We start from the raw sequence: 14553 nt of genomic DNA on the forward strand, positions 1-14553 counted from the left end.
CATAAGCACCATAGACACCTCAAATCACAGGAATCCCAGGATGAACAACGACTCATCCGGTCCAACGCCGCACCGGGATCCCGGTGCCCCATGAGGGCATTGAGGTGCTCCATTCGGGTTATACGCACGCTGCGGGCAGGATCCCTCACGTCCCGCCCGTGGAAATTTCCCTGCACGCCGCAGGGCCCGCAGCCGACCGGCACTTCCGCAGTGCCGCCGCAGTACCCGAGCCGCCGCGCCCGAGCCGCAGTGCCCGAGCTGCGGTGCCCGATCAGTGCCGAGCGCCCGAAGGAGAACGCATCACGTGGACAGCCAGCCGCCCCCCGCAGCGCCGGGCCGCGCCACCGCCGAGGAGGAACCGGCCCACGCCGAGATCGAGGAAGTGTGGCCGCGCGACGGCCGGATCCGCGTGGTCGGCTTCGTCGCCGACCAGCCGGGCGAGGCGCACCCACCGGTCCGGGACGACAGCCGGGTCTCGCACGACAGCGAGGTCCCGGACGACGGGGAGGCCCCGCACGACAGCGAGGCCCCGGACGACAACCAGGTCCGGGACCACAGCGAGGCCCCGGACGGCACCGAGGCCGTACTCGTCGCCCGTTCGCGAGGAGCGCACGGCACCGAGGTACGGGCCGGGGCGCACCTGCGGAACGGCCGGTTCGACGCCGGGCTGCCCGTCGACGCCCTGGCGGCGGGGTGCGACGGGCGGAAGCTGACCTGGGACCTCTATCTCGTGGCCGCTCCCGGCGCAGACGAGCTGCGGCTCGGGCGCCATCTGGACGACATCCGCGGCAAGAAGAAGATCTTCACCTACCCGGCGCAGACGGCCGGATCCGTCCGGGTCAAGCCGTACTTCACGGTCAAGGACAACCTCTCCGTCACCTGCCGCCGGGAGGCCGTGTGAAGATCCGCTTCCTGCTGCTCAACGCGTTCACCGTCGGCGGCACCGTGCGCACGGTGATCAACCAGGCGAACAGCCTCGCCGCCGCGGGCCACGACGTGGAACTCGTCAGCGTCCACCGGGAACGGCGGACCCCGGCGTTCCCCGTCGATCCGCGCGTCCGGCTCCGTCCGCTGGTCGACGGCAGTGCCGACGCACCGGCGTGGCGGCGCGCCCTGGAACGGCGGATGCAGCGCTCGCCCAGCCGGCTGGTGCCGCCCTCGGAGGTCCGCCACGACCGGTTCAACCGGCTGACCGACCGTCGGCTCACCCGCTATCTGCGCTCCCTCGACGGCGGGGTGCTGGTCACCACCCGCCCCGCGCTCAATCTGCTGGCCGCCCGGCTGGCCCCGACGGGAGTCGTCCGGGTCGCCCAGGAACATCTGCACTACGCGCGGCACCAGCCGGAGCTGACCCGGGAGATCGACCACTGGTACCGGCGGCTCGACGCCGTCGCCGTGCTCACCGGCAGCGACGAAGAGGCGTACCGCCGCGTCCTGGCGGGCTCGGGTGTCCGCGTCGAACGCATTCCCAACGCCCTGAACGACGGCGACCGGACCCCCTCCTCGCTGGACGGCAAGCTCGTCGTCGCCGCCGGGCGGCTGGTGAAGGCCAAGGGGTTCGACCTGCTGATCAAGGCGTTCGAACGGATCGTCCACGACCACCCCGACTGGAAGCTGCGCATCTACGGCTCCGGCGCCGAACGCAAGAAGCTGCGCCGGCTGATCCACCGCAAGCACCTCTACAACCATGTGCTGCTCATGGGCCGGACCACCCGGCTGGACGAGGAGCTGTCCAAGGCTTCGGTCTTCGCGCTCAGTTCCCGCCACGAGGGCTTCGGCATGGTGCTCGCCGAGGCCATGAGCCATGGCGTTCCCGTGGTCAGTTTCGACTGCCCGCAGGGACCCCGCGAGATCGTCACCGACGGCGAGGACGGCCTGCTCGTCCCCAACGGGGACGTCCCCGCGCTGACCGGAGCGCTGCGGCGGCTCATCGAGGACGAACCGCTGCGCAGGGACCTGGGCGGCCGGGCGGCCGAATCGGCGCACCGCTACGACCGGAACAGCATCCGCCCCCGGTGGGAACGGCTGTTCACGGAGCTGCTCGACGCCAAGGACCCGCGGGGCGGGGCCGCGGACGGCCCGCGGGCGGCCTGAGCGGGCCCCGTGGACCTCAGGGCCGGTCATGCGGATCAGGCTGGGCTCGCGGTGCCTGCCTGATCCGCACGACCGGCCCTGAGACCGTGTCTCGGGTCGGTACAGCCGACGCCTCCATCCGCTACCGCAGCGGCAGCGACTGGGACACCGCGGCAAGCCAGGCGGTCAGGAGCTGGTTGATCTCCTCGGGGCGTTCCTGCTGAAGCCAATGGCCGCAGCCGTCCAGGAGGCGGGAGGAGACCAGACCCGGAAGCGTGGCCGGGAAAGCGTCGATCGCGTCTGCCATCCAGGTCGTGGAGGCGTCCAGGCTCCCGCCGATGAACAGGGACGGCTGCGTGATCGGCAGACCGTTGAGGTCGGCGAGGTCTTCCCAGTCGCGGTCCATGTTCCGGTAGCGGTTGAGTGCTCCGGTCATGCCGGTGCGCTCGAACTCCCCGGCGTAGTGGTCGAGATCGGCCTCGGCCAGCCAGGAGGGCCGCCGCCCCTCGGGGAAGCGGTCGCGCAGCGTCGCGCCGCGGCTGACGAAGTACGGGTCGGGCTCGTCCTGCGCCGGCATGGTGCCGGCGGACAGGGCCGCGTAGAAGCCCGCGAGCCAGCCGCGGATGTCGGGCTCGATCTCGGCCTCGGCCCGGCCCGGCTCCTGGAAGTACGAGACGTAGAACTCCTGGTCACCGCCCATCCGTGCGAAGACTTCACTGGGGCGAGGGCCGCCGGGCGGGGCGTAGGGAACGCTCAGCAGGCCCACCGCGCGAAAGATGTCGGGGTGGATCAGGGCGGAGGTGGCCGCGATGTTCGAGCCCCAGTCGTGCCCGATGATCACCGCTGTCTCCTCGCCCAGGGCGCGCACCAGGGCGACGTTGTCCTCCACCAGGGCCCGCATCCGGTACTCCTGCGTCGCCATCGGCTTGGAGGAACGGCCGTAGCCGCGCACGTCGAGTGCGACCGCCCGGTATCCCGCCGCCGCGAGGGCCGGGAGCTGGTGGCGCCAGGAGTACCACGACTCCGGGAAGCCGTGGACGAGCACGACCAGCGGCCCGGTGCCCTGCTCAACCAGGTGCAGCCGTCCGGCTGGTGCGTCGATGGTGCGGTGGCGCGGCTCTGCGTACGGCGTGGACTGGTGCATGGTTTCTCCTCGGGCTTCCCGGGCAGCCGCGGGTACCCATCGATCCTGCGTTGCGGCGCCCGGTGAACGCGAATGGCATTGCCACTTCGGCAAACTGGCAGGACACAGCCGACTGGGGCACCTTCTGAGGTGCCCGCGTGGCAGGTGCAGCGCGCCCCACGGAACAGGGCCCCGGCGGATTTCCGGTGCGCTGGAGGGCGAGATTCCGGACGCGCCGTGGGCGACCGGCCTCTCACCCCCGGGGGAGCTCCGGACGCGGATCGGTGGCGGCCTCGCCTGCAACACGGTGCACACGACCCCGACGCGGCTGTGGGGCAAGGGACTTGTGGCCCGGGACGTGGACGGGAGGCGGGGTGCCTACCGGCCGGTGCGGACGGGCGCGGAGCCGTCGTCGGCGCCGGCCGCGAGAGCGTCGGCCGGCTGCCCCGTCGGGGTCATGTTCCGGCCGGTGGCGTGACATCGCGGCGGGCGGCTCGTTCTGCTCCTGTGACGGGCCGATCGCCACGGTGCGTGCGACGGACCGGGCTCCGCACGCGGGCGGACGCACCTCCGCCCTGGACGGACACGATGCGCTCTCCGGTACGCCACGCCGGTACCGCTCCGCTCCGAACGGCGCATCGTGGCACCGCGCATGGCGAAGAGGCAGCGCCGGGGCGCATTGCGGCGGGCAGGGCGCACGGCACCGGCCGGAAGGCGGTGCCCGGCCGGGTGGGCGGATCGCCCCGGGGCACCGTGACGGAACGTGCCGGGCAGCAGCGGGACATGCCGCCTCGGCACACCCAACCGGCATCGCGGTCGGTCCCGCCCCGGTGGCCGGGGTTCCCCCGGCCACTCGCGCCGTTCCCCCTCGGATCACCTGCGGCGTCGGCCGATGCGAGAGACGAGCCGTCGCCCGGGGCCGGGCCTACCCTCCCGCGTCCCCCGGGGCGCAGTCGCCGCACATCGCGCAGGCGCACACGGCGCATCCCCGAATTGGTGAACGAGCGCGGCCTCACCGTATGTAGCGGGCCGGGCGGACGAGCCGTGGGGACCGTCCGCTCCCCTACCACCCGGCCGGTCCGGACCGGTCGCCGGACCAGGATGAAAACGGACGGCTGGCGGTGCACTGAGGCGTAGTGCGGCCGAGCCGGAGTGCGCCGTGTGCGCGGCTGAGCGCTGCGCCGACCGGGGGACATTGCATCCCTCCATCTGGCCCAAAGGTGCTGCGGCGCTGCCTACTGCTGACATCGACAGGTGGGCCGCCCACTTCCTGCGTCGGGGGGTGGCGGACTCGTCGGTGCCCCGTGCCGACCTGCGCCGCCCTTGTCCGTGCTGCGAAACCGCGCCACGGGCTTCGGGCTGCCCGCTTTCCGTCCATGGACCCGTGAAAGGGGCTCGCACCATGGCACTATCGACCACCACGGTGACCTCGGCACCGGACCCATCGGTCTTCGGTCAGACGGTCACCTTCACCGCGACCGTTGCCGATCCCTTGGCGATCTTCACACCGACCGGCACCGTCAGCTTCGTCGTGGACGGTGGCGCACCGGTGACCGTGCCGGTGAACGGCAGCGGACAGGCGTTCCTCACCATCTCCACGCTGTCGGTGGGCTCGCACGCCGTGACCGCCACGTACAGCGGTGACGCGAACCTCGATCCGTCCACCGGCGCGGACACGCAGGTGGTCACCCCGGCCCTGACCACCGTCGTCCTGACCACGAGTCCCAACCCGGCGGTCTGCGGAGAGACCATCACCCTGACCGCGCAGGTCGCTCCCGTTCCTCCCGGCGCCGGCACCCCGACCGGCACGGTGACGTTCATCATCAGCGCCGACGGACCACCGCTGATCGCCCCCGTCGACGCCTCGGGGCAGGCGCAGGCCACGGTGAGCAACCTCAGCGTCGGCCCGCACCTCGTCGCCGCCGCCTACTCCGGCGACGCCAACTTTGCGGGCGACACCTCCGGGTTCGTGACGCAGAACGTCATCCAGGCACAGTCGGACACGGCGGTGACGGTCTCCCCCGACCCGTCGGTGTGCGGGCAGTCCGTCACGGTGTGCGCGACCGTCACCGCGGAGGCTCCGGCGACCGGAACCCCGACGGGTTCGGTCGTGTTCACCGGACCCGGCGGGCTCAGCGAGACGGTGGCGGTGGATGCCACCGGCCAGGCCTGTTTCACCACCACCGAGCTCAGCAGCGGCAGCGTGACGGCCACCTACGGCGGCGACACCTGCTTCGCGGCGTCGAGCGGGTCTGCCGACGCCATGGTCAACGAAGCCGCCACCACCACCGTCGTCTCCGCGACGCCGGACCCGTCGGTCTGCGGACAGTCCGTCACCCTGTGCGCGACGGTCACCGCCAACCCGCCCGGCTCCGGAATCCCCACCGGGACCGTCACCTTCACCGGACCCGGCGGACTCAACCAGACCGTCACCCTCGACGCCACCGGCCAGGCCTGCCTCACCAGCACCACCCTCGCCTCCGGAACCGTCACCGCCACCTACAACGGTGACACCTGCTTCACCGGCTCCGTCGCCACGACCACGGTGACGGTGAACGCGGCCGATTCGACGACCACGGTCACGGCCACGCCGAACCCGTCCGTGTGCGGGCAGTCGGTGACGGTGTGCGCCACCGTGGCCGTCACCCCGCCCGGCTCCGGAATCCCCACCGGGACCGTCACCTTCACCGGACCCGGCGGACTCAACCAGACCGTCACCCTCGACGCCACCGGCCAGGCCTGCTTCACCAGCACCACGCTGTCCAGCGGGACCGTCACCGCCACCTACAACGGTGACACCTGCGTCTCCAGTTCGGTGGCCACTACGACGGTGACCGTCAACCCGGCGTCCACCACCACCACGGTCACCGCGACCCCCGACCCGTCGGTCTGCGGACAGACCATCACTGTCTGTGCCACCGTCACCACCAACCCGCCCGGCTCCGGAATCCCCACCGGGACCGTCACCTTCACCGGACCCGGCGGACTCAACCAGACCGTCGCCCTCGACGCCACCGGCCAGGCCTGCTTCACGAGCACCACGCCGGGCACCGGGACGGTCACCGCCACCTACAACGGGGCCACCTGCTTCAGCGGCTCCGTCGGCACCGCCGAAGTGACCGTCAACGAAGCGTCCACCACCACCACGGTCACCGCGACCCCCGACCCGTCCGTCTGCGGACAGACGGTCACCCTCTGCGCGACGGTCACCGCCAACCCGCCCGGCTCCGGCACCCCGACCGGCACGGTCACCTTCACCGGACCCGGCGGACTCAACCAGACCGTCAGCCTGAACGCGAGCGGGCAGGCCTGCGTCACCACCAGCGTGCTGGCCACCGGAACCGTCACCGCCACCTACAACGGCGAGGACACCTGCTTCACCGGCTCCATCGGCACCGCCACGGTCACCGTCAACGAGGCCTCCACCACCACCACGGTCACGGCCACACCCGACCCGTCGGTCTGCGGACAGACGGTCACCGTCTGCGCCACCGTCACCACCAACGCGCCGGGATCGGGCACCCCGAGCGGAACGGTCACCTTCACCGGACCCGGCGGACTCAACCAGACCGCCACCCTCAACGCCAGCGGCCAAGCCTGCGTCACCACCACCGCCCTGGCCACCGGAACCGTCACCGCGACGTACAACGGTGAAGGCCCCTGCTTCGCCGGCTCCGTCGGCACCGCCGCGGTCACCGTCAACGAAGCGTCCACCACCACCACGGTCACGGCCACCCCCGACCCGTCGGTCTGCGGACAGACGGTCACCCTCTGCGCCACCGTCGTGACCAACCCGCCCGGGTCGGGTACCCCGAGCGGAACGGTCACCTTCACCGGACCCGGCGGACTCAACCAGACCGCCACCCTCAACGCCAGCGGCCAAGCCTGCGTCACCACCACCGCCCTGGGCACCGGAACCGTCACCGCCACCTACAACGGCGAGGGCCCCTGCTTCGCCGGCTCCACCGGCACCGTGGCCATCACGGTCAACGAGGCCTCCACGACGACGACCGTGAGCGCGACGCCGAACCCGTCGGTCTGCGGCCAGTCCGTCACCGTCTGCGCCACCGTCACCACCAACGCCCCGGGATCGGGCACACCCACCGGGACCGTCACCTTCACCGGACCCGGCGGACTCAACCTGACCGTCGCCCTCGACGCCACCGGCCAGGCCTGCATCACCAGCAGCACCCTGGTCGGCGGCACCATCACCGCCACCTACAACGGCGAGGGCCCCTGCTTCGCCGGCTCCACCGGCACCGTGGCCATCACCCGCAACGAAGCGGCCACCACCACGACGGTCACCGCGACCCCCGACCCGTCGGTCTGCGGGCAGACCGTCACCATCTGCGCCACCGTGACCGCCAACCCGCCCGGCTCCGGCACACCCACCGGAACCGTCACCTTCACCGGACCCGGCGGACTCAACCAGACCGCCACCCTCAACGCCGGCGGACAGGCCTGCATCACCTCCAGCGTGCTGGCCACCGGAACCGTCACGGCCACCTACAACGGCGAGGACACCTGCTTCACCGGCTCCATCGGCACCGCCGCAGTCACCGTCAACGAGGCCTCCACCACCACCACGGTCACGGCCACACCCGACCCGTCGGTCTGCGGACAGTCGGTCACCCTGTGCGCCACCGTCACCACCAACGCCCCGGGGTCGGGCACACCCACCGGGAGTGTCACCTTCACCGGACCCGGCGGACTCAACCAGACCGTCACCCTCAACGCGAGCGGACAGGCCTGCTTCACCAGCAGCACCCTGGCCGCAGGCACCATCACCGCCACCTACAACGGCGAAGGCCCCTGCTTCGCCGGCTCCACCGGCACCGTGACCATCACCCGCAACGAAGCGGCCACCACCACCACGGTCACCGCGGCACCGAACCCGTCGGTCTGCGGGCAGACCGTCACCATCTGCGCCACCGTCACCGCCAACCCGCCGGGATCGGGCACCCCGACCGGAACCGTCACCTTCACCGGGCCGGGCGGACTCAACCAGACGGTGTCCCTCAACGCCGGCGGACAGGCCTGCATCACCAGCAGCACGGTGGGCTCGGGCACGGTGACGGCGGTCTACAACGGCGAGGACCCCTGCTTCACCGGCTCCACCGGCACCGTGGTCCTGACCCGGAACGAAGCATCGACGACGACCGCGATGACGGCCACACCGAACCCGTCGGTCTGCGGGCAGACGGTCACCCTGTGCGCCACCGTGACCGCCAACCCGCCCGGCTCCGGCACCCCGACCGGCACGGTCACCTTCACCGGACCCGGCGGACTCAACCAGACCGTCGCCCTCGACGCCACCGGCCAGGCCTGCATCACCACCACCGCCCTGGCGACGGGAACCGTCACCGCCACCTATAACGGTGAAGACCCCTGCTTCACCGGCTCCACCGGCACCGTGAGCGTCACGGTCAACGAAGCGGCCACCACCACCACGGTGACCGCCACACCGAACCCGTCGGTCTGCGGCCAGTCCGTCACCGTCTGCGCCACCGTCACCACCAACCCGCCCGGCTCCGGCACACCCACCGGAACCGTCACGTTCACCGGACCCGGCGGACTCAACCTGACCGTCGCGGTCAACGCCGGCGGACAGGCCTGCATCACCAGCAGCACCCTGGCCGCAGGCACCATCACCGCGACGTACAACGGCGAAGGCCCCTGCTTCGCGGGCTCGTCCGGCACGGTGGTCATCACCCGGAACGAAGCGGCCACCACGACCTCGGTCACCGCGACGCCGAACCCGTCGGTCTGCGGACAGACGGTCACCCTGTGCGCCACCGTGACCGCCAACCCGCCCGGCTCCGGCACCCCGACCGGCACGGTCACCTTCACCGGACCCGGCGGACTCAACCAAACCGCCACCCTCAACGCCGGCGGACAGGCCTGCGTCACCACCACCGCCCTGGCCACCGGAACCGTGACCGCCACCTACAACGGTGAAGACCCCTGCTTCACCGGCTCCACCGGCACCGTGAGCGTCACGGTCAACGAAGCGGCCACCACCACCACGGTCACCGCCGCGCCCAACCCGTCGGTCTGCGGCCAGTCCGTCACCGTCTGCGCCACCGTCACCACCAACGCGCCGGGATCGGGCACCCCGAGCGGAACGGTCACCTTCACCGGGCCGGGCGGACTCAACCTGACCGTCGCCCTCAACGCCAGCGGCCAGGCCTGCATCACCAGCAGCACCCTGGCCGCGGGCACCATCACCGCCACCTACAACGGTGAAGGGCCCTGCTTCGCGGGCTCGTCCGGCACCGTGACCATCACGCGGAACGAAGCGGCGACGACCACCACGGTCACCGCCGCGCCCAACCCGTCGGTCTGCGGGCAGACCGTCACCATCTGCGCCATCGTCACCGCCAACCCGCCCGGCTCCGGCACACCCACCGGAACCGTCACGTTCACCGGACCCGGCGGACTCAACCAGACCGTCACCCTCAACGCCGGAGGCCAGGCCTGCGTCACCAGCACCACGGTGGGCTCGGGCACGGTGACGGCGGTCTACAACGGCGAGGACCCCTGCTTCACCGGCTCCACCGGCACCGTGGTCCTGACCCGGAACAAGTCGGCCTCGACGACGGTCGTCACGGCCGCTCCGAACCCGTCGACCTGCGGCCAGTCCGTCACCGTCTGCGCCACCGTGACGGCCACCCCGCCGGGATCGGGCACCCCGACCGGAACCGTCACCTTCACCGGGCCGGGCGGACTCAACCAGACCGTCGCGGTCAACGCCGGCGGGCAGGCCTGCTTCACCAGCACCACGCTGACCTCCGGAACCATCACCGCGGTCTACAGCGGTGACGGCTGCTTCCTGACCTCCACCGGAACGGTGAGCGTCACGACAACCGGCACCTCGACCACCCTGACGGCTCCGCCGGCTCAGATTCGGCTGCGCACCAACGGCACCCTGGTCATCCCGGCGATGAGCGCCACGCTCAAGAACACGGTGACCAACGCTCCGATCTCCGGCCAGACCATCACCTTCACCGCCAACGCGACCGGCGGCCCGATCCTGCTCGGCACCGCGGTCACCAATGCCAGCGGCGTGGCGACGCTGGCACCGCCCAACAAGACCGTCTCACCGGTCGTGATCACGGCCAATACGTACACGGCCTCGTTCGCAGGCGCCGCCTGCCTCAGTCCGTCGTCGGCAACGGCAACGCTCACCTTCCAGCCGACGCCGCTCCTGCCCTGACCCACACCGCGTCACCGGAACGCACCACCACGCCGGGCCCGCATCCAGCGGCCCGGCGTGGCCGTGCCGCCTTGCACGGGACGAGCCCCCGGCCGGAAGGCCGGGGGCTCGTGCGGCGTCACACCGGGCGGAGAGCCGTGTGTGCTTCTCCGAGGTGCGCGAAGTCCAGCGGTGTCAGCGGTTCTCGCAGCGGTTGCCGAACGACGAGTTCAGCACGCCGCCGAGGGCGTTGGTGGTCAGGCCGCAGGCGTTGGTCTGCGGGGTGGTGACGATCTGGGTCAGGTTGCCCGAGCCGAATCCCGGGGAGCCCAGGGCGGCACCCTTGACGCTGTCGTCCTCCACGTAGGTGACCTTCTTGACGACCTTGATGTTGTGGTTCTTGTGGGCCTTCTTGTGATGACGGCTCTTCTCCTCGTGGCCCTTGGCCTTGCCACCGTCGTGCGCCGTGGCGACGCCCGCACCCGCGGCCAGCATGCCCGCCGCGACACCGACGACAGCGATGCTCTTGATTGCCTTCATGGCGAAACTCCCTCAGTAAGCGTGTAGCTGCCGCCCCTTGCTCGCGGACGGCTCCCTGCACAACGTCACGTTTCTTCGGGAGTAACTGATCGTCACTCGAATGGCCGTCGACTTTCCTCGCGGCCTCTGCCCGCGGATCACGGCGTCACCGGCCGCACGCACCGGACCCGCTGATAGGACAATGTTGCTTACCGCCGAATGCCGGTGACGCGGCCCGGGGCACATTTCCGCCGGAGCTGCCACCGCTCCGGTACGGCGCGTCTCCACCGAGCCGTCCGATTGCAACGGGCGCCGCCCACACCTCAGTTCCTCCGCAGCAGTAAAGCGAGAAACGCGCCCGGACCACGGACGCGTTTCTCGCTCTCGGAGCACTTTTCAGGGATTCACCCCTCGAGCACTCCCACCGCATGTGCGGAATACCGGTTCCGTCACCGGGGTGCGGCGCCGGTGCCGTCGGCGGACGAAGGTCAGAGGATCCCGTCGAGCACGCCGTAGTAGACGAGGCTCGTCTCCGACTCGTCGTTGATCGCCGTGTTGTGCTCACCGTTCTGACAGAAGACCGGTCCCTCGGCCTCCTGGCGGACGTCCGCGAGGTAGGCGTCGTCGAAGGCGAAGGCGCTCTGGTCGACGTTGCCGCAGATGTTGATCTGCTTGTCGTCGTCCTTCTTCTTCTCGTGGGCGCCGGCGGTCGCGGCCGAGGTGCCCAGCGCGGCGACCACGGCGATCGCCATCACGGACATCTTGAGGGCTGTACGCATCAGTCTCTCCATTCTCAGCTCTTCTCCGGATGGAAGAACAGGTCCGAGTATCACCTCTGTGGAGGGGTCTCGCTCAGCGACAAAAGACCTATCCGGCGGCGCGTCCCCGAAAGCCATCCCAACGGTCTAATAATTCACGCGACCGAACTCGGCCATTGATTCAAGTGGCCGCATCCTCGGCGTGATTCACAGGTGCGGTCCATGAGCGGTCCATTACGCCGGCCGATGGAATGACACACGAGCCGGGACGCGACGGCCGGAACCGGCACCCGGAGGGTCGCCGACATCATTCCGCATTCAAGGAGTTCCGCCGGGCCGACGCGGTGGGCGCAGTGGGGCCCCCGGATGTCACCGCACGGAAATGCCATGAGCTCTGCCGCTCGCACGCCATACGAGCGGAAGGGCTCAGAAGCACAGGGAGATCCCTCGTGTGTGCAGCGCCTTGCACAACGGCCCCGTGATGGGCCGGTACCCCGCGCCCACCCGTTCGGCCGGGCGCGCCCGCTCGGCACCGCGCGGCCCGTCGTCCGGTGCCGCCCGTCGACGAGGAATTGCCACCGGGGCCGTGACTCCCCCGTGGACTTCGGCGTTGATGAGGAGAGAGCCACATGCACGGTTCCGGGTGACCGACATTGGAGGCCTATGAGGTGTCACACCTCGCCGACCGGGCGTCCCTCCCTTTCCTGACACTCCGAACGACCGGCCACGGCCTGTTCCGCCGCCTCGCTCCCGCCGGCCGCGACACCACACCGGGCCGGGCCTGATCCCGTCCGGCGGCTCGACCGCCGGTCGACCCGTCACAGCCGGTGCGACCGCGGCGCCGGACCCGCTCCCCCGACCCCTCGCTCCCTGCCGGTGATCTTTCCGTCTCCCTCGCGGAAGCAGCCTTCAGCCCGGCGGGGAGCGAGGCTTTTCTCTCGTCCGTGTACGCAAACAGCCCCGTCGTGGACGCAGCAGCCCCGTCCGCGAAACGTCCGTGAACGCAACCGCCCCCTCCGTGAAGCGTCCGTGAACGGAGCCGCCCCGTAACGTCCTTGAGCGACGTACGGGGCGGTTCGGCGTTCACAGGCCGCTGTCCCCGGCCGGGCGGGCGGGGACAGCGGCGGCCGGGCGACGAGCGGGGGAGCCTGGGTGTGCTGTGCGACTGCCGTCTCACACGGCCGAGGGGGCGGCTGTCCGGTCCTGGGGTGCCGTCGGGTGCGGGGGCACGAGGGGCTCGGTGCCGCGCGCGGACGTCGGCCCCTCCTGAGCCTGCGGACCCACCGGGGCCGGTCCCCCGGTCTGTGCCTGCAGCGCCTTCTCCAAGTACTTGATGTGGTGGTACTGCAGGCGAGCGGTGCGCTGCAGCGCCATCACCGACTGGAGGAACTGGTCCATCTCGGCGGCCCGGGTGAGGATGTCGTCGGGCACCGCCGCGTCGTGCCGGCAGCGGTCGGCGTCGCCGGTGAGGACGACCTGCGCCCAGTCCCGGGTGACCGGCTTGAACAGCTGCGGGTGGTTGGCCACGATCCGCGCCCGGATCGCCAGGTCGTTCTCGGCGGCCTCCAGGTGGAGCCCGGTGTCCTTGTTCCGTGCCCCGAACAGCGGCTCGTGGATGTGGTGGGCCTCGAAGCCCTGCTCCGCGCAGCCGATCCAGAAATCCCAGTCCTCACCGGCCCGCATGGCCTCGTTGTAGCCGCCCACGGTCTCCCATGCCTCGCGCCGGTACAGCGAGCAGTAGAACATGATCAGCCGCTGGAGCAGCAGGTCCTTGCTGTACGCGGGTAGGGGGAGCACCTGCGGCGGGAGGTCGTCCTCGGTGAAGGCGAAGACGTCGGTGGAGGCGATCGTGACGGCGGGGTCGCCGTCCAGAATCGCGGTGGTCTTCTCCAGCATCGTCGGGGCGATCACGTCGTCGGCGTCCAGCGGCAGGATGTAGCGGCCGGTGGCGGCGGCGATGCCGGTGTTGCGGGCCGCGGACACCCCGGCGTTGGCCTGTTCGACCAGGCGCATCCGGCGCTCCGGGTACCGGGCGATGAGGGACCGGGCGACCTCGGCGCTGTCGTCGGTGCTGCCGTCGTCGACGATGACGAGTTCCCAGTCGCGGAACGTCTGGGCGAGCACGCTGTCCAAGGCCTGCGGGAGGTAGCGGCCGTAGTCGTGACAGGGGATGACCACGGAGACCGCCGGGTCGGAGCTGTGATGCATGTGCCGTCTTTCACGTCGAGCGGAGGGGTGCGATGCCTGCTGTGCCGCCGTGTGTCACGGCGGGATGCCGCCGGGCCTGGTCCGGGGTCGCGGGCGGTGTGCCGCGGCCCCGGAGCCGGCCTCGTCTCAGCGCCGCCCGAGGGCGGGCCCCGCGATCTCGTTCACGAACTGCTCCGTCTGCAGCCCGTAGTCGAAGAACGTGGCGTTGGCCACCGGCGGGCAGTGGTGCCCGTAGTCGACGATGGTCACGTTGCCCATCGGCGGGCAGTGGTGCCCGTAACCGTGGTCGAAGAACGGGATGTTGCCGATGGGCGAGCAGTGGCCGTGACCGTAGTCGACCCAGGTGATGTTGCCGATCGGCGGGCAGTGGTGCCCGTCTCCCTGAGTCGCCATGTCGTGCGTGCCGCCCGACATCTTGTGGTCCGCGCCCGCGTCGGCGTAGGCGGCCTCGGCGGTGTTGAGCAGTCCGGCAGTCGCCATGGCCGCGGGAAGGGCCAGGGAGGTGATGAGGCGGGTTTTCACATTGACGCCTTTCTTTTTCTGAGAACCGGAGCGGCTCGTAAGGGCGACGAGCCCGACGGTGAGAGTCGGGCTCACGGTAAGGGGCGGACGCCACCCGTCAAAGCAACTACTCCATATTGCGCAGTCCCGTCGTGTCGCCTTGGGGATTCTCCCGC

Annotated in this window: 8 protein-coding genes and 1 pseudogene; 4 read left to right on the plus strand and 5 right to left on the minus strand. The window is 70.8% G+C overall.

Features of this window, described 5'->3' with window-relative positions; genetic code table 11:
• Positions 1-304: 304 nt before the first annotated feature.
• Both ABT112_RS01870 and ABT112_RS01875 read left to right on the plus strand, forming a co-directional pair.
• Positions 305-901 (plus strand): hypothetical protein, encoded by a 597-nt coding sequence (locus tag ABT112_RS01870; RefSeq protein ID WP_351504437.1) that lies wholly within the window; start codon positions 305-307, stop codon positions 899-901.
• Complete coding sequence (locus tag ABT112_RS01875) at positions 898-2094, plus strand: glycosyltransferase family 4 protein (RefSeq protein WP_351504439.1); 1197 nt, start codon at positions 898-900, stop codon at positions 2092-2094. Before ABT112_RS01870 ends, ABT112_RS01875 begins: the two co-directional genes overlap by 4 nt.
• Before the next feature lie 121 nt (positions 2095-2215).
• Here ABT112_RS01875 and ABT112_RS01880 read toward each other — a convergent pair whose 3' ends face one another.
• Positions 2216-3217 (minus strand): alpha/beta fold hydrolase, encoded by a 1002-nt coding sequence (locus ABT112_RS01880; RefSeq protein WP_351504442.1) that lies wholly within the window; start codon positions 3215-3217, stop codon positions 2216-2218.
• On the opposite strand from ABT112_RS01880, the gene ABT112_RS01885 reads away from it, so the two are divergent.
• Together ABT112_RS01885 and ABT112_RS01890 are read left to right on the plus strand one after the other, a co-directional pair.
• On the plus strand, positions 3216-3674 hold the full coding sequence (locus ABT112_RS01885; protein ID WP_351504444.1) for a BlaI/MecI/CopY family transcriptional regulator: 459 nt from the start codon (positions 3216-3218) through the stop codon (positions 3672-3674). The genes ABT112_RS01880 and ABT112_RS01885 overlap by 2 nt on opposite strands.
• Before the next feature lie 924 nt (positions 3675-4598).
• On the plus strand, positions 4599-10412 hold the full coding sequence (locus tag ABT112_RS01890; RefSeq protein ID WP_351504446.1) for an Ig-like domain repeat protein: 5814 nt from the start codon (positions 4599-4601) through the stop codon (positions 10410-10412).
• A gap of 174 nt (positions 10413-10586) precedes the next feature.
• Here the strand turns inward: ABT112_RS01890 and ABT112_RS01895 are convergent, their stop codons facing one another.
• The 4 genes and pseudogenes from ABT112_RS01895 to ABT112_RS01910 all read right to left on the minus strand — a co-directional run bounded on the left by ABT112_RS01895 (position 10587) and on the right by ABT112_RS01910 (position 14398).
• Positions 10587-10931, minus strand: coding sequence for a chaplin (locus ABT112_RS01895; RefSeq protein ID WP_351504448.1), 345 nt, complete (start codon positions 10929-10931; stop codon positions 10587-10589).
• A 467-nt stretch (positions 10932-11398) separates the two neighbouring features.
• Positions 11399-11689: a hypothetical protein gene (locus ABT112_RS01900; RefSeq protein WP_351504450.1), complete on the minus strand. Its 291-nt coding sequence runs from the start codon at positions 11687-11689 to the stop codon at positions 11399-11401.
• A gap of 1152 nt (positions 11690-12841) precedes the next feature.
• Positions 12842-13885, minus strand: a pseudogene (locus ABT112_RS01905) (glycosyltransferase family 2 protein); the annotation flags it as partial.
• Positions 13886-14002: 117 nt separating this feature from the next.
• A complete protein-coding gene (locus ABT112_RS01910) occupies positions 14003-14398 on the minus strand; it encodes a hypothetical protein (RefSeq protein ID WP_351504453.1) in 396 nt (131 codons plus the stop codon).
• Positions 14399-14553 lie beyond the last annotated feature (155 nt).

The sequence above is a fragment of the Streptomyces sp. NPDC002055 genome, from assembly GCF_040296705.1.
In the GTDB taxonomy this organism is placed as follows: domain Bacteria; phylum Actinomycetota; class Actinomycetes; order Streptomycetales; family Streptomycetaceae; genus Streptomyces.